This window comes from Marinitoga sp. 1155, assembly GCF_001021175.1.
Taxonomy (GTDB): Bacteria; Thermotogota; Thermotogae; order Petrotogales; family Petrotogaceae; genus Marinitoga.
In genome coordinates this window covers 1-21,799 of the sequence record NZ_AZAX01000056.1, presented here as the reverse complement: position 1 = coordinate 21,799, position 21,799 = coordinate 1, and the positions used below count along the sequence as shown (strand labels likewise).

The window sequence follows — 21,799 nt, the reverse complement described above, 5'->3', positions numbered from 1 at the left end:
TTTATAATAAACATTTGATAAAATAATGACAAATGTTATTAGGAGGTAAAAATATGGATATTGGAAAAAGGTATACACCAGATAAAATAGAAACAAAATGGTATAAATTCTGGCTTGATAACGATTTATTCAAAGCAAAGGGAGAAGGAAATGGAAAATTTTCAATGGTTATACCTCCTCCAAATATAACTGGAAAAATACATATGGGACATGCTCTTAATATAACCTTGCAAGATATAATAACCCGTTTCAACAGAATGCAGGGAAAAGATACCTTATGGCTTCCTGGAGAAGATCATGCAGGTATTGCGACTCAACATGTTGTTGAAAAGTTCTTAATAAAAAGCGAGGGAAAAAGAAAAGAAGAATATGGAAGAGAAGAATTTATAGAAAAAGTATGGAAATGGGCTAATGAATATAAGGAATATATAAAAAAACAAATTATGGCCATAGGTGCGTCCGTTGATTGGTCAAGAGAAAGGTTTACATTAGATGAAGGGCTTAATAAAGCTGTAAGAAAAGTTTTTGTTGAATTATATAATGAAGGATTAATATATAAAGGGAAATATATTGTTAACTGGTGTCCAAGCTGTGGCACTGTATTATCTGATGAAGAAGTTGAACACAAAGATGAAAAAGGCGCATTATATCATATAAAATATCCTTTAAAAGGTGAGAATAACTATATAATTATCGCAACAACTAGACCAGAAACAATGTTAGGGGATACCGCTATTGCTGTTCACCCATCAGATGAAAGATACAAAGATTACGTTGGTAAAACCGCTATATTACCATTAGTTGGAAGAGAAATACCTATTATAGCGGATAAATACGTTGATCCATCATTCGGCACAGGTGCTTTAAAAGTAACCCCTGCACATGACCCAAATGATTATCTTCTTGGACAAAGGCATAATTTAGAATCTGTTCAAATAATGGATGAATATGCAAAAATAAATGAAAATGGAGGAAAATATTCCGGATTAAACAGAGAAGAAGCGAGAAAAGCTGTTATTGAAGACTTGGAAAAAGAAGGTTATTTAATAAAAATAGATGAATTAGAACATTCAGTTGGTCATTGTTATAGATGTAATACTGCGGTAGAGCCTTTTTTACTTGATCAGTGGTTTGTTAAAATGAAACCTTTAACAGAAAAAGCTATTGAAGCTGTTGAAAAATCTGATATTAAATTCTATCCTTCAAGATGGAAAAAGGTATATTTGAATTGGATGAATGAAATCAGGGATTGGTGTATTTCAAGACAGTTATGGTGGGGACATAGAATTCCAGTATGGTATTGTGAAGACTGTGGTCATATAAATGTCTCAGAAGGAAATATACAACAGTGCCAAAAATGCGGTTCTACAAATATAAAACAAGATGAAGATGTTTTAGATACATGGTTTAGTTCAGCATTATGGCCATTCTCTACACTTGGCTGGCCAGAAAATACAGATGACCTAAAAAAATACTATCCTACAGATTTACTTGTAACAGGATTTGATATTATCTTTTTCTGGGTAGCAAGAATGATAGTTATGGGCGAAAAATTTATGAAAAACAAACCATTTTCTGATGTATATATACATCAATTAGTCAGAGACAAACATGGAAAAAAGATGTCAAAATCCCTTGGAAATGGCATTGATCCATTAGAAATTATAGAAAATTTTGGTGCTGATCCTATGAGATTTACATTAGCTATTTTAGCAGCTCAAGGGAGAGACATTAAACTTGATCCTAAATCCTTTGAGTCATATTCAAAATTCGCAAATAAAATCTGGAATGCTACAAGATTCGTTTTATTAAATATGGATGATTTTGAAAAAATTGAACTTACTCCAGATATGCTGGAATTAGAGGACAAATGGATGCTATCCAAATTAAACAAAACAATAAAAATAGTCTCAAGTTCTCTAAAAAAATATGAATTTAATATCGCTGCGAGAGCTTTATATGACTTTTTCTGGAATGAGTATTGTGATTGGTACATAGAAGCTGTAAAAAATAGATTGAAATCAGAAAATAAACAAATTGCTCAAAATGTTTTAATTAGAGTATTAGATACGTCTTTAAGACTTTTGCATCCATTCATGCCTTTCTTAACAGAGGAATTATGGCAGAATTTACCAAAAATTAATGAAGAAAAATATTTAATAACGGCAAAGTGGCCTGAATTTAATCCTGAACATGATTTTGAAAAAGAAGAAAATGAGTTTGAAAAAATAAAAAGTTTTATTAGAGGCATAAGAAATGTTAAAGCTGATATAAATATACCTCAAATCACAAAAATAGAAATTGCATATAAAACTTTAGGTGATAATAGCTGGATAAAAAATAACGAATCAATAATAAAGGAATTAGCCTTTGTGACGAAAATAAATATTGTTGATGAAAAACCAGAAAAATCTGCTACATCATATGTTGATGAAACTATAGAAGCATATGTTAAATTGGGAGAATTGATTGATATAGATGCAGAAAAAATTAGATTAAATAAGAAAAAAGAAAAATTAGAAAAAGAATTTATAAAATATGATAAAAAATTAAAAAATAATAAATTTATTTCCAATGCTCCAGAGGATGTAATAGAAGATGTAAAAGAAAAGTATTCAACAGTAAAAACACAAATAGAAAAATTAGAAAAATTAATAGAGGAGCTAAAATAGCATGATTTCAACATTAAAAGAAGCTGTTGAATATATATATGATAGACGTGGTGGAACAAGAATCAAATATGGATTGGATAGAATCAACAAATTATGTGATTTATTGGGAAATCCTCAAAGGGATTTCCCGGTTATTCATGTCACAGGAACAAATGGTAAAGGTAGTACATCTAAAGCTATACACAATATTTTAAAAGAACATGGTTTAAAAGTTGGTTTGTTTACATCACCGCATTTAACTCATATTTCTGAGAGAATAAAGATAAATGGAAAATCAATAAAAGATAGTGAATTTATTACAATATTAAATGAAATGATTTTCTCTATTGAAAAAATGGATAATATGAAAGATGAAATGTCTCCTTCTTTTTTTGAAATAATCACAGCGCTTGCTTTAAAATATTTTTCAAACCAAAATGTAGATGTTGCCGTATTAGAAGTTGGTTTAGGAGGCCGATTAGACGCTACAAATGTTGTAGTTTCTGATGTTTCTGTTATAACTACCGTTCAATATGACCATATGAATTTATTGGGAAATACCTTGGAAAAAATTGCTTTTGAAAAGGCGGGAATAATAAAAAATAACAATAACGTAGTTTTAGGTAATATAACGGATTCTGCAAAAAAAATAATCCTTCAAAGAGCTAATGAAGTTGGAATTAATAATGTTTTTGAATTTGAAAAGGATTTTACTTTTAAAAATCCTGCTTTTTCTTTGAACTGGAATTCCATAGATTATAAGAGTAAATATAATAAAATTGATAATTTGATTTATAAAGCCAACGGAACATATCAGCCTTATAATATTTCAACTGCTATAATGGCTGTTGAAAGTTTTTTTGAGAAAAAAGATAAAAAACTGGATATTAATAAAACTAAAAAAGCTCTAAAAGGTTTTTTATGGGAAGGTAGATTCGAACTATTAGAATATAAAAATAAAAATGTTATTTTAGAAGGTGCACATAATATTTCCGGTGCTTTAGCTTTAAAAAATTCTATAAAAACATACATAAAAAATTTCAAAAGAGCAGCTTTAGTAGGGATATTGGACGATAAAGACATTGAAGGTATGGTTAATATTATTGCAAACGAATTCGATTATATTATCATTACTCAAGTTCCAAATAAGCGTTCAAATAATCCAGAATATGTATATGCATTATTTAAAAAATTTAATAAAAATGTTGTTTTTATTAAAGATCCTGTTGAGGCCTTTAACAATTTACTTTCTTCACCATATGATTATTATTTTGTCACTGGGTCTTTATATTTAGTTGGAAAAATACGCGGATATATATTCAATCTGGAGGAAATTTGATGATTAGAAAAATTACCGGGTTAATACAAACATTAAACACATCTGAAATAATTATACAATCGGGGAATTTTTACTTTGAAAGCATTCCAACATATAGAATATTAAAAAATTGCGAAAAAAATAAGGAATATTTATTCGAAACATATTTAGATATAAACGAATGGAATATATCTCTTTATTTATTTTATGATGAATTTGAAAGAAATATGTTTTTATCTTTAAAAAAAGTTTCTAAATTAGGTGCAAAAAGTGCTATAAAAATAATTCAAAACGCTGATGCGGAAAATATAGCTAATATGATTTCCACAAATGATATAAATGGACTATCAAAATTACCCGGAATTGGCAAAAAAACTGCTGAAAGAATCGCCAATGAATTAAAAAATAAATTTGAATCTTTTATTTCAACAGATAATAATAAATTTAATGATGCTTTAGACGCCTTAGAAGCCTTAGGATTTGATAGAAATAAGATTTATACTATCTTAAAAGATTTGGATCTTAATAATCTTTCTTTAGAAAATATTATTACACAAGCCTTGAAGAAATTGTGATAATATCTTAATTTTAATTAATGAAAATAATGTTAAAATATATATTGATGTATAATTGGGGGTGTACTATGAGGATTTTAATTTTAGCTGCTGGTTTGGGAAAAAGGATGAAATCAAAATATCCAAAAGTTATGCATAAAATAATGGGAAAAGAATTGGTAAACTGGGTTATCGATACAGCAGGAAAACTCAATCCAACAAAAATAGGAGTGGTTTTAGGTCATAAAAGTGAGATGATACAAAATATACTTCCAGAAGATGTTGAAATTTACTATCAAAAAGAGCAATTGGGTACCGGACATGCTGTAATGTCTGCTAAGGATTTTATAAACGATGAAAACATATTAATATTATACGGAGATACACCTTTAATAACTGCTAACACATTAAATAAGCTTATTGAAAAACATAATTCAACTGATGCTGATGCAACTATATTAACGGCTATTTTAGATAATCCAACAGGATATGGAAGAATATTAAAAGATATTAAAGGAAATTTTATAGATATTATCGAAGAAGCAGATACTGATGAAACACAAAAGAAAATAAAAGAAATAAATTCTGGATTTGTTATATATAAAGGCAAGAAACTAATAGATGGTTTAGCAAAAATTAAACCAAATAATAATCAAGGCGAATATTATTTAACTGATGTAGCAAAACACTTAAATTATGTTGAGACATATATTTTAGAAGATTTTTCAGAAGCACTTGGAATAAATAACAGAATACAACTTGCTGAAGCTGAAAAAATAATGAAAAAAAGAACTTTAACTAATTTAATGCTAGATGGAGTTACTATTATTGACCCTGACACAACATATATATCTCCTGACGTAAAAATCGGACAGGACACTGTAATTTATCCTATGACATTTATTTACGGAAAAACCGAAATAGGTGAAGAGTGCGAAATAGGGCCAATGACTCGAATTGAAAATTGTAAAATTGGAAATTTTGTAAAAATTTTCAGATCTGAATGTGAGGAAGCCATAATTGAAAATAATGTTTCTGTTGGGCCATATTCAAGGTTGAGAACAGGTACAGTCTTAAAAGAGAATGTAAAGATTGGAAATTTTGTAGAAACTAAAAAAACCACTGTAAGTAAAAATACTAAAGCACAACATTTAACATACTTAGGTGACGCATTTATTGGCGAAGATACAAATATTGGAGCAGGAACAATAACATGCAATTACGATGGGAAAAATAAACATAAAACATATATTGGAAACAACGTTTTTGTTGGTAGCAACACGGCTTTAGTTGCGCCAATAAAAATTGAGAATAATGCTCTAATAGGAGCTGGCTCTACAATAACTGAAAACATCCCAGAAGGTGCGTTGGCTCTTGGTAGAGCACGACAGATAAATAAAGAAAACTGGGTATTTAAAAAGAGGGAGAAAGGAGAGTAAAAAAATGCCTTTTTCAATGGCCCACGAAATTAAGATTTTTACCGGGAATTCTAATACTACATTAGCTGAAAAAATTGTTCAATATTTAGGTATAAGATTAAGTGAAATTGAATTAAAAAGATTTGCTGATGGTGAAGTTAATTTGAGGATTGGTGAAACTGTTAGAGGATTGGATACATTTGTTATTCAATCAACATCTGCTCCAGTAAATGAAAATTTAATGGAATTATTAATTATGATTGATGCTCTAAAAAGGGCTTCTGCAAATTCAATCGCTGTTGTTATTCCATATTTCGGATATGCAAGACAGGATAGAAAGGCGAGAGGAAGGGATCCTATTTCAGCTAAATTAGTTGCAAATCTTTTAACTGTTGCTGGCGCAACAAGAATAGTCACGATTGATTTACACGCTGAACAAATTCAGGGGTTTTTTGATATACCTGTGGATAATTTAATGGGCTTTCCTGTATTCGTAAATTACTTTAAAAATGAATGTGAAGATTTCGAACCCGATTCATCAGTTGTTGTATCGCCTGATGTTGGTGGTGTAAAAAGGGCGAGAAAGTTTGCAGAAAAAATGAATTTACCTCTTGCTATCCTTGATAAAAGAAGACCAAAAGATAATGTTGCAGAAATTGTAAATATAATTGGTGACGTTAAAGATAAAACTGCTATCATTTTTGATGATATAATAGATACGGGAGGTTCTCTTGTTGGAGCTGCCGAAATGTTGAAAGAAAAGGGTGCTAAAAAAGTTATTGCTTGCGCAACACATGGTGTTCTTTCCAAAAATGCAAAAGAAAAGTTACAAAATTCAGTAATTGAAAAAGTATATGTTACAGATACAATATATCATAATGATTTGCCTGGTAAATTTCATGTATTATCGGTAGCGTCACTTCTCGGCGAAACCGTAGCCAGAATTAAAAATAATCTATCTGTAAGTATATTATTTAAGTAATTAAACAAAATAATTTATTCATATAGGAGGGATTCAAATGGCAAAAGTATACCAACTAAAAGCTATTGAAAGAAAAGAAGGAGAAAAATCAAATCATGTAAAAAAAGAGGGTTTTATCCCTGCAGTAGTGTATGGACCTGGTTTAGAAGGAAACATTCATTTAAAAATTTCTTCAGTTGAAACAATATTAATGCTCGATAAAATTGAAGAAACTACACCTATTCAATTGAATATTGAAAAGGAAAATGGCGAAACATACAAAGTTACAACATTTTTAAAAACTGTTCAAAGACATAAAGTAACGGATAAACCTATTCATGCAGATTTCTATGTGCCTTCAGAAGGACACAAAATGCATCTTAATATCCCAATAGAATTTGTTGGAGAAGCAAAAGGATTATCCAGAGGCGGTATGTTAGATATTCACCATCACGAATTACCTGTTGAAATTTTACCAAAGGATATTGTCGAAAAATTTGTTGTTGATATAACCGATTTAGATGTTAACGATCATTTAACAGTAAAAGATTTAAATATTGCTGAATCTATAGATGTTTTATTGGATGAAGATGAAATTATTGTATCAATTCCAGTAGCTGGAAGAGTTTCTGAAACTACTGAAGAAACAGAAGAAACAGAAGAAGATGGAGAAGAAGCTTAATATATGAAAATAATAATTGGATTAGGTAATCCAGGCCCACGTTATGTATTTACAAAACATAACGTGGGGTTTTTGGTTGTAGATAGATATTATGAAATAAATAAAGATAAATTAAAAAAAACAGAAAAAAGATCTTTTGAAGGATATTATAACAATGAAATAATCCTGGTAAAACCACTTACATATATGAACTTAAGTGGGAAAGTTTTATATGAATTAAAAGAATATTATGATAATCCAGAGGATATAATAGTAATATATGACGATGTTGCTTTAGAACTGGGAAAAATAAGAATTAGACCTAACGGCTCATCTGGAGGACATAACGGATTAAAATCTATAATATCTACCTTACAAAATACAGATTTTCCAAGAATTCGTGTAGGAATTGGTCCAAAACCAAAATATATGGATCTTGCTGATTATGTTTTAAGTGAATTTTCAAATGATGAATATTATAAAATAAATAAAGTAATAGATAAGATAATCCCCACAATAGATCTAATATTAGAAAATAAAATCGTTGAAGCTATGAATAAATATAATAATAAAATGCTTACTGGAGATGACATTTAATGAAATGCCATTTATGTCAAAAAAATAATGCTGAAATAATACAGAAATTCGATTATGATGGTATTGAAACAAAAATCGGATACTGTCAAAGCTGTTTAAATGAAATGGCTAAATTTCATACTATTCCAGTAAATAAAAATAAATTAAGTTTATTTTCTACTAACGTTTTTTTTAAAAATAAATTTCCAGTAAAAAAAGACCTAATAGAAATAAAAAATGTTAAAAGCCGGGTAATAATAGAACTTCCAATATCCATAAAAAATTTATTATTTTCAGATGATGATAATTCAAAACTCAGAAACACTCAAGCATTAATAAAACGCGGATTCGAATTTTGGAAAAATGAATACGAAATTGCAAAAAAAGAAATGAATGAAGAAAGAATGAAATTAATAGAAGATATATTGAACAAAATAAAAAAATTGTTATAATCAAAATTCTGTAATAAACAGGCAAAATGTGCCTGTTTATTACATTTATAACATAATCTTTGCCTCTTCATACGTATCGAGAATATTCATCAATCTATTAACTTTGGTAATATCTAAAATATCTTTTATTAAAGCATTAATATTTATAAAAATCAATTTATTGTTATATGTCCTTGCCTTTTGTATTAAAGAAATTATTATTCCAAGACCGTTACTATCTATAAAATAAACATTTGAAAAATCTACAATTATTTTAGCATTTTTAAGCATTAGCATTTTATTTAATGCTTCTTTTATTTTCTGGCTATTTTCAACTGTAATATTATTTAAAAACCTCACTTTAAAAAAATTCTTCTTTTTTTCCAGTACAAAATATTCATTCATATTTTTCCCTCCTGATATATAATCGTCTTTTAAAAGTTCTTGCTTTAATATTAGAAATTTATGATATAATAACCATATAAAAAAATAGCGAATTGTTTAGATTCGCAAAGAAGGGAGGATTTTAATGGACATTATAAACTTAAGTGGCATTATCTTTGGCCTGATTGGAATTATTTTTACTGTCTTTCTAACTTTTAAAGTATTGGAAAACTCTCCAGGAAATGAAAAAATGCAAAAAATATCAGGAGCTATTCAAACTGGAGCGAAGGCATTTTTAATTTCAGAATATAAAATTCTTTATATTATTGTATTGCTTATTTTCCTATTGCTTGGATTTGCAAATAATTGGATAATGGCTTTATCGTTCTTTTTGGGAGCAACATTATCCGTTGCTGCAGGTTTTTTTGGCATGAGTATTGCAACAAAAACCAATACTAGAACCGCTCAAGGTGCTATTGAATCTTTGAGTAAAGGCTTAAAAATAGCTTTTAATGGTGGAGCAGTAATGGGAATGACTGTAGCTTCGCTCGGATTATTTGGTCTGGGGTTAATCTATTATTTGACAGATGGCGATACAATTGCTATGAGTGGATATGCTATGGGGGCATCATTAGTTGCATTATTTGCAAGAGTTGGAGGAGGAATTTTTACCAAAGCTGCTGATGTCGGTGCAGATTTAGTTGGAAAAACTGAAGCTGGAATCCCGGAAGATGATCCGAGAAATCCTGCTGTAATTGCTGATAATGTTGGAGATAATGTTGGAGACGTCGCAGGTATGGGCGCAGATTTATATGAATCATTTGTTGGATCCATATTTTCTGCTTCTGCACTTGGTATCATTTTATTTAATGAAAAAGGATCTGTTTTCCCTTTTTTAGTTGTATCTATTGGTATATTATCAGCTATTATCGGTATAATAATTTTTAATTTAAGTTTGAAAAACAAAGAAAATGTTAATCCTTCAAAAGCGTTACATTTCGGTACATATATTGCAAATGGATTAACGCTTATAGGAGTATTATTTTTATCATTAATTTATCTTAAAACTATAAATCCATTTTTTGTTATTTTTTTAGGAATGATTGTTGGAATGATTATTGGTAACGTTACTGAATATTATACTGCAAAAAAACCTGTTAAACAGCTTGCTAAAAGTGCGGTTAGTGGCGCTGCACCTTTATTGATAAGCGGTATGGCTATTGGCATGGAATCTACAGCTATTCCTGTTATATTAATATCTTTTGCAACTATAATTTCATATAATTTACTTGGACTATTCGGAATAGCCTTAGCTGGTGTTGGAATGCTGGCTACTCTCGGTATTACTCTGGCAATTGATGCCTATGGGCCCATTGCAGATAATGCTGGTGGTATTGCTCAAATGGCCGAACTTGATTCATATGTTAGAGATAGAACAGACCAATTAGATGCTGTCGGTAATACTACTGCAGCTATAGGAAAAGGTTTTGCTATAGGCTCTGCTGCTTTAACTGCACTGGCTTTGTTTGCTTCATATACAAAAGTTACTAACTTAAACATCATCGATTTATCAAAATCACAAGTATTCATAGGGGCTTTAATTGGTGGTATGCTACCATTTTTATTTTCTTCAATGGCTATGAAAGCTGTTGGAGATGCTGCAGAAATAATGGTTCAGGAAGTAAGACGCCAATTTAAAGAAATTGTCGGTCTAATGGAAGGAAAAGCTGATCCTGATTATTCTGCCTGTGTTTCAATTGCTACTAAAGGTGCTTTGAGAAAAATGGTTTTACCTTCATTACTTGCCGTTTTTATGCCCATTTTAATATTTTTTATCCTGGGTAAAGAAGCTGTTGCAGGCATGCTTGTGGGAACAACAGTTTCAGGTGTGATGCTTGCAATATTTATGGCAAATTCTGGTGGTGCATGGGACAATGCAAAAAAATATATAGAAGAAGGCAACTATGGCGGAAAAGGTACATTTGCTCATAAAGCTGCTGTTATAGGAGATACTGTCGGTGATCCTTTTAAAGACACTGCCGGACCAGCAATAAACATATTAATAAAACTTATGTCTATAATATCAATTGTTGTTATTCCAATATTAATAAAAATCTTCGGGTAAAGGAGGATTAATATGAAAAGAATTGCCGTTTTAAATGTTGGTGGAGATTGTCCTGGTTTGAATAGTGCAATTAGAGCTTTAGTTAGAAAATCCGCTATGGAAGATATTGAAGTTTTAGGAGTATATGACGGTTTTAAGGGTTTTTTAGAAGATAGAGTATTTGTAATGACAAAAGAACATGTATCAGGAATACTGGAACGTGGTGGAACTATTTTAGGCTCTTCTAAATTTGATCCTACAAAAAATCCTGACGATCTATTGAAATTAAAAGAAAATTTTGAAAAATATCAGATTACTGCTTTTATAATAATGAGCGGACATACTGGTACAGAAATAGCCATAAAATTATCGGATGAAGGTATGCCTTCAATTATAATTCCTGCAACAATAGATAATGATCTACCATGGACCGATTTCAGTATAGGCTTTTTTACAGCTTTAGAAACAGTAACAAAAACTCTTGATTCTCTTCATTCTACAGCCAGCGCCGGTCATAGAGTTATTGTTGTTGAAGTTGGTGGTGATGAAGCTGGTTGGCTGGCTACATTAGGAGGTTTAACCGGCGGAGCTGATTATATATTAATTCCTGAAATTAAATTTAATCCTGATAAATTAATTGAAAATATAAGAAAAAGATATGAAGAAGGCAAAAAATTCTCCATTGTTGTAGTTCAGGAAAAATGTCCTCTATCTGAAAGATTAAAACTTATTAAAGAAAAATTACCTGAAAGTACTCCTTCTGAAATAGTTTCAAGATATATTAAAGACACTATTGAGGGAGTTGAATGTCGAAATGTTAATCTGGGTTATATGCAAAGAGGTGGAACACCTGTATCTTTTGATAGGTTGATCGCAACAATGTTTTCAACAAAGGCCATTGAATACATCAAAAAAGGAAAAGTCAATATTGCACTATCTCTAAAAGGTTTTGAAATATCGAGTGTACCTTTTTCACAGGATTTATTAAACAATAAAGAAATTGACTCCAGAATTTATGAAATGGCAAAAATTTTCTTTTAAAAAAGCCCGTACGGGCTTTTTTATTTTTATGCATCAAATTCTTTATTCTTCATATATATAAGTTTAATATATATATAATAGTTCGTAAAGTTAATAATTTATTTCTTATGTTAATATAAGAAATGAAATTTCTTTCATACTTGACAAGTATATTAAAATATAGTAAAATATAAACAAGTTTTTACGTTTAATACATTTGAATAGGGAGGGATTCTATGAAGAAATTTTTAGTGGCAATGGTTTTAGTTCTTTCAATGGTATTGTATGCAAATATCAAAATTGGTGTGGTATTACCAATGACCGGAGGAATTGCAGCTTTTGGCGAAATGAGCTGGCAGGGTATTAAATTAGCTCATGAAATGTATCCAGAAGTATTAGGAGAAAAAATTGATCTTGTATTGGTAGATAATAGATCAGAAAAGACAGAAGCTGCAAATGCTGTAAGTAGGGTTATCGATAAAGAAAAGGTTGTTGCTATTATCGGTGAAGTTGCAAGCGCTCATTCTTTGGCTGGTGGTGCTGTTGCAGAAAGAAAGAAAATTCCTATGTTAACTTCTTCTTCAACAAACCCATTGGTTACTAACAGAAAAAAATATGTTTCACGTGTATGTTTTATTGATCCTTATCAGGGTGCAGCTGCTGCAATTTTTGCATTTAAAAATTTAAACGCAAAAAAAGCCGCTGTATTTATCGATGTTGAACAGGATTATAGTGTGGGATTGGCAAATTTCTTTAAAAAGAAATTCCAAGAATTGGGCGGAAATTACTTTATCGAATTTTTCAAAACTGGTGATCAAGAGTTCAGTGCTCAATTGACAGATGCTATTAACAAGAATCCTGATGTTTTATACATCACAGGTTATTATCCAGAAATCTCTTTATTTTCAAGACAGGCAAGAATGTTGGGTTTCAAAGGTCCTATTTTAGCTGGAGATGGTGCAGAAGCTCCTGAATTAATAAAAATTGGTGGGGAAGCTGTAGAAGGTTTATATTATACAACCCATTTCCATCCAAAAGGTGCAGCAACTGAAATGACAAAGGTTTTTGTTGAAAAATTCAGAGAAAAATTTGGTTCTGAACCTGGCGCAATGCACGCATTAGGGTTTGATGCATATTTAGTATTAAGAAAAGCTATAGAAATGGCTGGAAAACCTGATCCAAAAGCTATAGCAAAAGCTATCAGGCAGGTTAAAAATTTTGAAGGTGCCACTGGTATGATAACAATAAACAAAAACGGGGATGCAGAAAAATCTGTTGTTATTGATATGGTTAAAAATGGAGAATTTACATATGTTACAACTGTAAATCCTGCGGCTGAATAATATATAAATAAAATAAATCCCCGGAATTCCCGGGGATTTTTTAAAAACGGAGGTGTCGGCATTGAGTGGTTCTATTTTTCTTCAAAATTTGTTTAATGGAATAATGTTTGGTGGATTATATGCTCTTTTAGCAGTTGGATATACCATGGTTTATGGTATATTACGATTGATAAATTTCGCTCATGGAGATATTATGATGATGGGGGTTTATTTTGCTCTTTATGCTTCGCTTGCCGGAGCACCATTATGGCTTGCTGTTATAATTGGGGTCATTGGCGCTTCAATTTTAGGATTTTTAATTGATAGAATTGCATATAAGCCTTTAAGAAATGCCCCAAGAATTTCTGCTTTAATAACAGCCATTGGTATGAGTTTCTTTTTAGAAAGTTTTGCCGTTGTTGTTTTTGGGGCAGTTCCAAAATCATTTACATCTGTTTTTAATGAAAAAAACAGATGGATTTTGGATAAAACCTGGAATATTGGTGGTGCAAGAATTCCCGTATTAACTTTTATGGTATTTTTTATAACTGCTTTATTATTCTTGCTTTTATTCTGGATAGTTTATAGAACAAAGATTGGTATGGCTATGAGGGCTATTTCTTCAGATATTCCTACAACCTCTTTAATGGGAATTAATGTAGATATGGTTATAGGATTTACTTTCGCACTCGGTTCAGCTATGGCAGCAGCTGGAGGAATCATGTGGGCAATGAGATATCCTAATGTTCAGCCGTATATGGGATTCATGCCAGGATTAAAAGCCTTTATCGCTGCCGTTTTAGGAGGTATAGGATCTATTCCTGGCGCTGTTGTGGGAGGATTTCTATTAGGATTATTAGAAATCTTTCTTGTTGCTTTAATGCCGAGTGCAGCTGGATATAGAGATGCTTTTGCTTTTATTATTCTTATTGTTATTTTATTAATAAAACCAGATGGACTATTGGGGAAAAAGTCCGTAGTAAAGGTGTGATAGCATGAAAAAATTAAATTACACTTTAACCCTTATATTCGTTATATTATTTAGTCTTTTCTTATATTATGCACAAGGAAATTTTAGCGATTATACTCTAAGAATTCTCACACTTATACCTATATATGCTATTATGGCAGTAAGTTTAAATTTAATAAATGGTATTACTGGTATTTTTTCTTTAGGACATGCCGGTTTTGTATTATTGGGCGCATATACATCTGCATTACTTACTTTAGAACCCTTTCAAAAAGAAATTTCGTATATTATAGTACCCATTCAGCCATGGCTATTAAATTTACATGCTAATTTTCTTATAGCTACACTGGCCGGTGGTGTTGTTGCTGCAATTTTTGCATTTTTAATTGGATGGCCAACATTAAAATTATCCGGAGATTATTTAGCAATTGCAAGTTTAGGCTTTGCAGAAATAGCAAGAGTTCTGGCTAATAATGTTATAAGTGTTACTAACGGTCCATTAGGTTTAAAAGGACTTCCAAATTATACAAATTTATATTGGGCTTGGGGTTGGTTACTAATTACCTTAATAGCTATAATAAGTTTAATTAAAAGTTCTTATGGAAGGGCTTTAATAGCTATAAGAGAAGATTCAATTGCAGCAGAATCAATGGGAATTAATGTATTTAGCCATGAACTTATGTCTTTTGTTTTTGGTGCATTTTTTGCTGGAATTTCTGGAGCATTATATGCTCACTGGTTGACAACTATCGATCCAAGAATTACAACTTTTGGACCATTGTTAACATTTTATGTTTTGATTATGGTAGTGCTTGGAGGATTAGGAAGTATAACAGGGTCTATCATAGGAGCTGGAGTTTTTGCTTTAATGTTTGAATATTTACGTTCTTTAGAAGAACCTTTTGATATATTCGGCGTTCATGTTCCAGGTATTCCTGGAATGAGAATGTTAGTAATATCTGCTATATTTATATTTATTATGATTTTTTGGCAAAAAGGTATTATGGGAAGAGCTGAATTTTCATGGGAAAAATTTTTGAAATTATTTGGGATAAAGGTTAAAAAAACTTCTATAGTTGAGTTATATATGAAAAAAGAAGGTGATGTTGAATGAAAAAAATTCTTGAGATGAACCATATTACCATGCAATTTGGAGGACTTATTGCTGTTAATGACTTTCATAATCAATTATATGAAGGTGAATTACTCGGTTTAATAGGCCCTAATGGTGCTGGTAAGACAACTGCATTTAATGTTATTACAGGAATATATATCCCAACAAAAGGAAAAATTATTTTTGATGGAATAGATATCACGCCATTCAAACCTCATGAAATTACTCATCTTGGAATTGCACGAACGTTTCAAAACATCAGACTTTTTCAAGACATGACTGTTTTAGAAAACGTTATAGTTGCTCAACATCATATGTTATCAAATACTGATGTGGATAAAATTCTAAAAAAACACGGAAAAAAAACCAAAGGAAGTTCTTTTTTATGGTTTATTAAGGCTTTAACTAAAATTGGATATTTACATAAAGAAAAAGATATGATCAAGGAAGGTCTATTATTATTAAAAAAGGTTGGATTATTAGATTTAGCAGAAGAAAAAGCTTCATCTCTACCTTATGGACTACAGAGAAAATTAGAAATTGCTAGGGCTTTAGCAACACATCCAAAAGTATTATTATTAGATGAGCCTGCTGCAGGTATGAATCCTCAGGAATCTGAAGAATTAATGCATTTTATACGTCAAATTAGAGATGATTTCAACCTTTCAATATTATTGATAGAACATGATATGAAAGTTGTAATGGGAATATGTGAAAGAATTTTGGTTCTGGATTATGGAGCTATTATAGCTGAAGGAGAGCCAAAAGATATACAAAACAATCCAAAAGTTATCGAGGCTTATCTTGGAGAGGAGTGGAAGAATGCAAAAGCAGAATGAAATTGTTCTTGAAATAAAAAATCTTAATATTTATTATGGAGCCATTCATGCTGTAAAAGGAATAAATATAAAAGTTCCAAAAGGAAAAATTGTAACTTTAATTGGAGCAAACGGAGCAGGCAAAACTTCCACCCTTTCTTCAATTGCTGGAATGGTTAAACCTAAGGAAGGTGAAATATTATATAAAAATAATAATATAGCTGGAAAATCTCCTCATGAAATTAATAGAATGGGTATCGCTTTGGTTCCAGAAGGTAGGCGTATTTTTCCAAACCTTACTGTATATGAAAATTTAATGATGGGTGCTTTCAATAGAACTGATAAGGAGGAAATTGAAAGGGATTTACATTGGGTTTATAACCTTTTTCCAAGACTAAAAGAAAGATTAAAACAACTCGGCGGAACATTATCTGGTGGGGAACAACAAATGCTCGCTATTAGCAGGGCATTAATGAGCAGACCAGATTTAATAATGATGGATGAACCATCTTTAGGACTTGCACCAGTGTTGGTATCGGAAGTTTTTGATATTATCAGGATAATCAATGAAAATGGTGGTACTATTTTACTTGTTGAACAAAATGCTGCACAAGCATTAAAAATATCTCATTATGGCTATGTATTGGAAACAGGTAAAATAATTCTTGAAAATGATTCTGATTTATTATTAAAAGATGAAAATGTGCAAAAAGCTTACTTAGGAATGGCATAATACGCCGTCATACTCCGTTTGAATAAAGCAGTAGCTCCCATTAGGGAGCTACTGTCATTTTTTTATTAATATATTTCTTTTTTCTAATAATATTAGAAGCGGCAATCCTAAAAGATAGCAGGCAATAAATTCGCCAATACCAATCCAAAATACCGTGGGCCAATATGGAACATTGGCAAGAGGAGCAATATATGCTGAAACTCCAAAAGCATTAACTATAACAGGAGGTAAAGGAGCTAAATATTTATTTGGCATTTTATAAGTTAAATATGCTGCAAATAATGTTAACGCACTACCTAAAAAGATATCAATAGCACCAAATCCTCCAAACACATTAGCCAGCATAGCGCCGATATATAATGCTGGAATAAATACTGGATTCAAAAACGGCAAAACCGTTAATGCTTCTGAAACCCTAACCTGCATCGGTCCATAGCTAATGGGCTGTAATAAAACCGTTAATGCTACATATAATGCTGCTACAACACCTGCTAATACCATGTTTTTAGTTTTCATTATTATAACACCTCCTTGTTTTGTTAAGGCGGGTGCCGCGACCGCCGGATGAATTATATCTAAATTTTATTATTATAGAAATAAAAATATGTTAAAATAGTGAAGTGATAATAAAAAAAATAATTCCAACACCAAGAGAGATTAATGCGTGTTTATCGTTTTTTCTTATTTTATCTTCGTTTTTCATGTATCCCTTTCTTGTTTCTTTTACAGAAGAATTAAACAAATATATTCCATTTAGCGTAAAGATTACTCCTAAAAAGAAAAAAATATTTGCCCACATTTTTTTACCTCCACACATCCTTTGAATTTTTACATTAAAGTATTATAATTATATCATGCATAGTAAAAGGAGGTATTAACATTGAATAAAGAATTAACTCCACCACATAATACAGAAGCAGAAGAAGCTCTATTGGGAAGTATATTTTTAGATCCTCAAGTTTTACCTGATGTATTGGAAGAAATTAGATCTAATGATTTTTATAATCAACAATATCAAATTATTTTTAAAATAATAGAAGATTTATTTGATAGAGGACTTCCTGTTGATGCTATTTCAGTTATGGAGAATTTACGAAATGCTAATCTTCTTGAAAAAGCTGGTGGGGAAGATAAACTTATATATTTAGCAGAAGTGGTTCCCACTCCTGCGAATGTATTGTATTATGCTAAAATTGTAAAAGATAAATCACTTCTTAGAAGTCTTGTGAGTATTAGTTCTGAAATTGTTGAAGCTACAAGAACTATTGGTGAAGCTGAGGAAATTTTAGATTTTGCAGAAAAAAAAATATTTGAAATAGCCGAATCTCGTGCAACAAGAACATATGATTCAGTTCCTAATATTGTTCATGATGTTTTTGAGAAATTAGATGAATTAAAAAAAAGGGCATCTATTGAACCAAATGCTCTTGTTACTGGACTACCTACCGGTTTTATTTCTCTGGATAGATTAACATCTGGTTTTCATAGATCTGATTTAATAATTATTGCTGCAAGACCTTCCATGGGTAAAACAGCATTTGCTTTGAATGTTGCCAGTAACCTTGCTATAAAGTATAAAATACCCATAGCAATGTTCAATCTGGAAATGTCAAAAGAACAATTAGTTCAAAGAATTTTATGCGCAGAAGCAGAAGTAGATTTGCAAAAGGTTAGAACTGGCATGCTAAACAATGATGATTGGGACAAATTGGTAAATGCTGCACATAAACTTTCACAATCAAAAATTGTTGTTGACGATGAACCCGGATTGGATCCTAGAACATTACGTGCAAAAGCTCGTAGAATGAAAAGAGAATATGGAATTGAAGCTATTTTCATTGACTACTTGCAGTTAATGTCATCTAAAAATAGAGGTTCTGAAAGCAGACAACAGGAAATTTCAGAAATATCACGTTCATTAAAACTATTAGCGAGAGAATTAAATGTTGTTATTGTTGCTCTATCACAATTATCTCGTGCTGTTGAACAAAGAGAAGATAAAAGACCGCGATTAAGTGATTTAAGAGAATCTGGCGCTATAGAACAGGATGCTGACATGGTTATGTTTTTATATAGAGATGCTTACTACAAACGAAAAAAAGAAAGCGAAAAAAAGGATAAAAATAATGAAAATCTAATACTAAATCATCCCCATGAAGCAGAATTAATTATAGGCAAACAAAGAAACGGACCAGTTGGTACTATTAAATTAATGTTTGATCCAAAAGTAACCTTATTTTACGAAAAAGATAGCATTCATAGCGATTCTTATTAATTATTACTACGTCTAAAATCAAATTCACTCAGATAGAAAACAAGAATTTTAAACCAATAGCCCACCGTAGGTTAAATAATTACAGCGTAATTATTTAAGAGTTTTTTATTTTTGAAAAATACAATTTTTAATCCAAAAAACCGTTGTAAGCGTGTAACACCGCAGGTGTGCTATTGATAATACGGAGGAGAAAGCATGAAAGAAGATTTAAAAAACAAAATTTTAAAACTAATAAAAAACAAACCACTCTTACAAAAAGAATTATATGATAAATTAAAAGCTAAAAATAAAAATGAAAAAAAAGAAATACGAAATATATTGAAAGATTTGCAGGAAGAAGGAGAAGTCTATAAAAATTCAAAAAATAGGTTTTGCATTGTTGGAAATAATATGAAAATCGGTATTATAGAATTTACCCGACGTGGAAGTATGGCATTTGTAACTACAAAAAAAGGAGAAGAGATTGCCATCACTTTAGAAAATACAAAAGATGCTATGCATAAAGATCTGGTATTAATAGAAATAGTAGGGTCATGGCGTGATTTGCCAAAAGGAAAAGTTTTAAGAGTATTAAAAAGGAATATTACAAAAATTGTTGGTATCTTTGAACAAAAAAAGTTATTTGGCTTTGTCTTGCCAATTGATCAAAAAATAAATACTGATTTTTATGTTTCACCTGAAAATTTCAATAAAGCCAAACCAGGACAAATAGTTGAAGCTAAAATAATAAAATACACAAGAAAAAACCCTGAAGTAAAGATAACTAAAATTATAGGAAATGTTAATGACCCAGAGGTTGATCTTCCTATTGTAATAATAAAACACGATCTACCAGAACCTGGTATATTTCCCGAAAATGTTATGAAAGAAGCTTTATCTATACCCAAGACAATTCAGAAAAAAGATTTAAAAGGAAGAAAAGATTTCAGGGACGAATTAATCGTAACTATTGACGGTGATAATGCAAAAGATTTCGATGATGCTGTTCAGGTGAAAAAATTAGATAACGGAAATTATCTATTAGGTGTTCACATTGCTGATGTTTCAAATTATGTAAAAGAAGGATCTAATTTAGACAAAGAGGCATTTAAAAGAGGTACAAGTATTTATTTAATAGATACAGTTATACCTATGCTACCTCATGAACTATCTGATTGGATCTGTTCTCTGGTTGAAGGTGAAGATAGATTGACTATGTCTTTGTTAATGGAGATAGATAAAGATGGAGAGGTTGTTAATTTTGATGTATATAATGGCATTATTAATAGTAAAAAAAGATTAACATATAATAAGGTGAATAAAATATTAAATAATGATGCTGACTCTGAACTCGAAAAAGAAATTGGATGGTTAAGACCAAACTTGGAATTAATGAAAGAATTAATGGAAATTATAAGAGAAAACAGAAGAAGAAGAGGTGCTATTTTAGACATAGAAGGTGGAGAGGTTAAATTCATTTTTGATGAAAAAGGTAATGTCGAAGATATTATTCCTGTTGAAAGAGGTATATCAGAAGTTATAATAGAAGAATTTATGATAAAAGCTAATGAAACAATTGCTTCCATATTCGATTCTCAGGGATTACCTTTTATTTATAGGATTCACGAAGAACCTGACCCTGATATGTTATTACAACTTAAAAATTACTTAGAAATAGTGGGATTGAGATATAAATTCCCTAAAAACATACATCCTAAATTATTGCAGGATATGTTGGAACATTTAAAGGATCATCCACTAAGAAAAAGCATTCAAAAATTGCTTGTAAGATCTTTAAAAAGAGCAGTATATTCTGATTTAAATGTTGGACATTTTGGATTAGCATCACAAAATTATACACACTTTACATCCCCAATAAGAAGATATCCGGATTTAATTGTACATAGGCTATTAAAAAAATATTTAAAAAATAAAGGCACTCTAAAAAATAAAGAAATTGAAAAATATTCTAAATTGCTTCCAGAAATAGCTTCTCATAGCTCTAAAAGAGAAAGAGTTGCTAATGAAGCCGAATGGGATTTGACTGATATGAAAAAAGTTGAATATATAACAAATCATTTAGGTAAAATCTTTGAGGTTTATATAACAAATATAATGAAATTTGGTATGTTTGTTGAAATACCAGAAAAATTTATACAGGGACTTATACATGTTTCTTCAATGGATGATTATTATGTATATAATGAAAAACAAAATGTTTTGATTGGAGAAAAAACTAAAAAGATATATAGGCTTGGAGATAAATTAAATGCTAAAGTTATAAACGCAAATAAATTAACAGCTGAAATAGATTTTGAAATCGTTGAAAAAGATGAAGACAATATCGAAAAGAAATTGAAACAAACATTTCCTAATGCAAAAGTTAAAATAAAAAGAAAGAAAAAAAGAAAATAAAATAAAAAAGAGCCGCACGGCATGGATTACCAATGCGGCGGCCCCTATACCCCCCTTAGGTATTTTTTATTTTCATTGTGTAAATTCAATTTACA

The 21,799-nt window shown here is 30.5% G+C and carries 20 protein-coding genes; 17 read left to right on the top strand and 3 right to left on the bottom strand.

Annotated elements, in window-relative coordinates; translation table 11 throughout:
- Positions 1–53: 53 nt before the first annotated feature.
- The 8 genes from X274_RS11150 to X274_RS11115 all read left to right on the top strand — a co-directional run bounded on the left by X274_RS11150 (position 54) and on the right by X274_RS11115 (position 8,591).
- On the top strand, positions 54–2,672 hold the full coding sequence (locus X274_RS11150; RefSeq protein WP_047266912.1) for a valine--tRNA ligase: 2,619 nt from the start codon (positions 54–56) through the stop codon (positions 2,670–2,672).
- A gap of 1 nt (position 2,673) precedes the next feature.
- Complete coding sequence (locus X274_RS11145) at positions 2,674–3,990, top strand: bifunctional folylpolyglutamate synthase/dihydrofolate synthase (protein WP_052913314.1); 1,317 nt, start codon at positions 2,674–2,676, stop codon at positions 3,988–3,990.
- On the top strand, positions 3,990–4,544 hold the full coding sequence (ruvA, locus tag X274_RS11140; protein WP_047266911.1) for a Holliday junction branch migration protein RuvA: 555 nt from the start codon (positions 3,990–3,992) through the stop codon (positions 4,542–4,544). The genes X274_RS11145 and ruvA overlap by 1 nt, the downstream gene beginning before the upstream one ends.
- A 68-nt stretch (positions 4,545–4,612) precedes the next feature.
- Entirely contained in the window at positions 4,613–5,962 is a 1,350-nt protein-coding gene (gene glmU / locus X274_RS11135; protein ID WP_047266910.1) for a bifunctional UDP-N-acetylglucosamine diphosphorylase/glucosamine-1-phosphate N-acetyltransferase GlmU, read from the top strand.
- A 4-nt stretch (positions 5,963–5,966) separates the two neighbouring features.
- A complete protein-coding gene (locus tag X274_RS11130; RefSeq protein ID WP_047266909.1) occupies positions 5,967–6,923 on the top strand; it encodes a ribose-phosphate pyrophosphokinase in 957 nt (318 codons plus the stop codon).
- Positions 6,924–6,960: 37 nt separating this feature from the next.
- Positions 6,961–7,584: a 50S ribosomal protein L25 gene (locus tag X274_RS11125; RefSeq protein WP_047266908.1), complete on the top strand. Its 624-nt coding sequence runs from the start codon at positions 6,961–6,963 to the stop codon at positions 7,582–7,584.
- 3 nt (positions 7,585–7,587) lie between these two features.
- On the top strand, positions 7,588–8,160 hold the full coding sequence (gene pth, locus X274_RS11120; RefSeq protein ID WP_047266907.1) for an aminoacyl-tRNA hydrolase: 573 nt from the start codon (positions 7,588–7,590) through the stop codon (positions 8,158–8,160).
- Positions 8,160–8,591, top strand: a complete 432-nt coding sequence (locus X274_RS11115) for a hypothetical protein (protein WP_047266906.1) — start codon at positions 8,160–8,162, stop codon at positions 8,589–8,591. Before pth ends, X274_RS11115 begins: the two co-directional genes overlap by 1 nt.
- A gap of 45 nt (positions 8,592–8,636) precedes the next feature.
- Here the strand turns inward: X274_RS11115 and X274_RS11110 are convergent, their stop codons facing one another.
- Positions 8,637–8,975 (bottom strand): STAS domain-containing protein, encoded by a 339-nt coding sequence (locus tag X274_RS11110; RefSeq protein WP_047266905.1) that lies wholly within the window; start codon positions 8,973–8,975, stop codon positions 8,637–8,639.
- Between the two features lie 124 nt (positions 8,976–9,099).
- Here X274_RS11110 and X274_RS11105 point away from each other — a divergent pair, with 124 nt between their 5' ends.
- From X274_RS11105 to X274_RS11075, 7 genes are all read left to right on the top strand, one after another.
- The gene (locus tag X274_RS11105) at positions 9,100–11,079 is read left to right on the top strand and encodes a sodium-translocating pyrophosphatase (protein WP_047266904.1); all 1,980 of its coding nucleotides are present in this window, start codon (positions 9,100–9,102) and stop codon (positions 11,077–11,079) included.
- A 12-nt stretch (positions 11,080–11,091) separates the two neighbouring features.
- Positions 11,092–12,099, top strand: coding sequence for a 6-phosphofructokinase (locus tag X274_RS11100; RefSeq protein ID WP_047266903.1), 1,008 nt, complete (start codon positions 11,092–11,094; stop codon positions 12,097–12,099).
- 215 nt (positions 12,100–12,314) lie between these two features.
- Entirely contained in the window at positions 12,315–13,421 is a 1,107-nt protein-coding gene (locus X274_RS11095) for an ABC transporter substrate-binding protein (RefSeq protein ID WP_047266902.1), read from the top strand.
- A 61-nt stretch (positions 13,422–13,482) separates the two neighbouring features.
- Complete coding sequence (locus tag X274_RS11090) at positions 13,483–14,391, top strand: branched-chain amino acid ABC transporter permease (protein WP_084822743.1); 909 nt, start codon at positions 13,483–13,485, stop codon at positions 14,389–14,391.
- A gap of 4 nt (positions 14,392–14,395) precedes the next feature.
- Positions 14,396–15,484: a branched-chain amino acid ABC transporter permease gene (locus X274_RS11085; protein WP_047266901.1), complete on the top strand. Its 1,089-nt coding sequence runs from the start codon at positions 14,396–14,398 to the stop codon at positions 15,482–15,484.
- A complete protein-coding gene (locus X274_RS11080) occupies positions 15,481–16,323 on the top strand; it encodes an ABC transporter ATP-binding protein (protein WP_047266900.1) in 843 nt (280 codons plus the stop codon). Before X274_RS11085 ends, X274_RS11080 begins: the two co-directional genes overlap by 4 nt.
- The gene (locus X274_RS11075; RefSeq protein ID WP_047266899.1) at positions 16,307–17,035 is read left to right on the top strand and encodes an ABC transporter ATP-binding protein; all 729 of its coding nucleotides are present in this window, start codon (positions 16,307–16,309) and stop codon (positions 17,033–17,035) included. Before X274_RS11080 ends, X274_RS11075 begins: the two co-directional genes overlap by 17 nt.
- 54 nt (positions 17,036–17,089) lie before the next feature.
- On the opposite strand, the gene X274_RS11070 is transcribed toward X274_RS11075, so the two are convergent.
- A complete protein-coding gene (locus tag X274_RS11070) occupies positions 17,090–17,551 on the bottom strand; it encodes a QueT transporter family protein (RefSeq protein ID WP_047266898.1) in 462 nt (153 codons plus the stop codon).
- A gap of 91 nt (positions 17,552–17,642) precedes the next feature.
- Entirely contained in the window at positions 17,643–17,834 is a 192-nt protein-coding gene (locus X274_RS11065; protein WP_047266897.1) for a hypothetical protein, read from the bottom strand.
- A gap of 81 nt (positions 17,835–17,915) precedes the next feature.
- Between X274_RS11065 and dnaB the strand changes: the two genes are divergently transcribed.
- Entirely contained in the window at positions 17,916–19,310 is a 1,395-nt protein-coding gene (dnaB, locus tag X274_RS11060; protein ID WP_047266896.1) for a replicative DNA helicase, read from the top strand.
- A 195-nt stretch (positions 19,311–19,505) separates the two neighbouring features.
- Complete coding sequence (gene rnr, locus X274_RS11055) at positions 19,506–21,704, top strand: ribonuclease R (protein WP_047266895.1); 2,199 nt, start codon at positions 19,506–19,508, stop codon at positions 21,702–21,704.
- The last annotated feature ends 95 nt before the right edge of the window (positions 21,705–21,799 follow it).

Excerpts from the sequence above, each read along its gene's own strand:
- X274_RS11150 (WP_047266912.1), top strand. The coding sequence starts at position 54 with ATGGATATTGGAAAAAGGTATACACCAGATAAAATAGAAACAAAATGG.
- X274_RS11145 (WP_052913314.1), top strand. The coding sequence starts at position 2,674 with ATGATTTCAACATTAAAAGAAGCTGTTGAATATATATATGATAGACGT.
- ruvA (WP_047266911.1), top strand. The coding sequence starts at position 3,990 with ATGATTAGAAAAATTACCGGGTTAATACAAACATTAAACACATCTGAA.
- glmU (WP_047266910.1), top strand. The coding sequence starts at position 4,613 with ATGAGGATTTTAATTTTAGCTGCTGGTTTGGGAAAAAGGATGAAATCA.
- X274_RS11130 (WP_047266909.1), top strand. The coding sequence starts at position 5,967 with ATGCCTTTTTCAATGGCCCACGAAATTAAGATTTTTACCGGGAATTCT.
- X274_RS11125 (WP_047266908.1), top strand. The coding sequence starts at position 6,961 with ATGGCAAAAGTATACCAACTAAAAGCTATTGAAAGAAAAGAAGGAGAA.
- pth (WP_047266907.1), top strand. The coding sequence starts at position 7,588 with ATGAAAATAATAATTGGATTAGGTAATCCAGGCCCACGTTATGTATTT.
- X274_RS11115 (WP_047266906.1), top strand. The coding sequence starts at position 8,160 with ATGAAATGCCATTTATGTCAAAAAAATAATGCTGAAATAATACAGAAA.
- X274_RS11110 (WP_047266905.1), bottom strand. The coding sequence starts at position 8,975 with ATGAATGAATATTTTGTACTGGAAAAAAAGAAGAATTTTTTTAAAGTG.
- X274_RS11105 (WP_047266904.1), top strand. The coding sequence starts at position 9,100 with ATGGACATTATAAACTTAAGTGGCATTATCTTTGGCCTGATTGGAATT.
- X274_RS11100 (WP_047266903.1), top strand. The coding sequence starts at position 11,092 with ATGAAAAGAATTGCCGTTTTAAATGTTGGTGGAGATTGTCCTGGTTTG.
- X274_RS11095 (WP_047266902.1), top strand. The coding sequence starts at position 12,315 with ATGAAGAAATTTTTAGTGGCAATGGTTTTAGTTCTTTCAATGGTATTG.
- X274_RS11085 (WP_047266901.1), top strand. The coding sequence starts at position 14,396 with ATGAAAAAATTAAATTACACTTTAACCCTTATATTCGTTATATTATTT.
- X274_RS11080 (WP_047266900.1), top strand. The coding sequence starts at position 15,481 with ATGAAAAAAATTCTTGAGATGAACCATATTACCATGCAATTTGGAGGA.
- X274_RS11075 (WP_047266899.1), top strand. The coding sequence starts at position 16,307 with ATGCAAAAGCAGAATGAAATTGTTCTTGAAATAAAAAATCTTAATATT.
- X274_RS11070 (WP_047266898.1), bottom strand. The coding sequence starts at position 17,551 with ATGAAAACTAAAAACATGGTATTAGCAGGTGTTGTAGCAGCATTATAT.
- X274_RS11065 (WP_047266897.1), bottom strand. The coding sequence starts at position 17,834 with ATGTGGGCAAATATTTTTTTCTTTTTAGGAGTAATCTTTACGCTAAAT.
- rnr (WP_047266895.1), top strand. The coding sequence starts at position 19,506 with ATGAAAGAAGATTTAAAAAACAAAATTTTAAAACTAATAAAAAACAAA.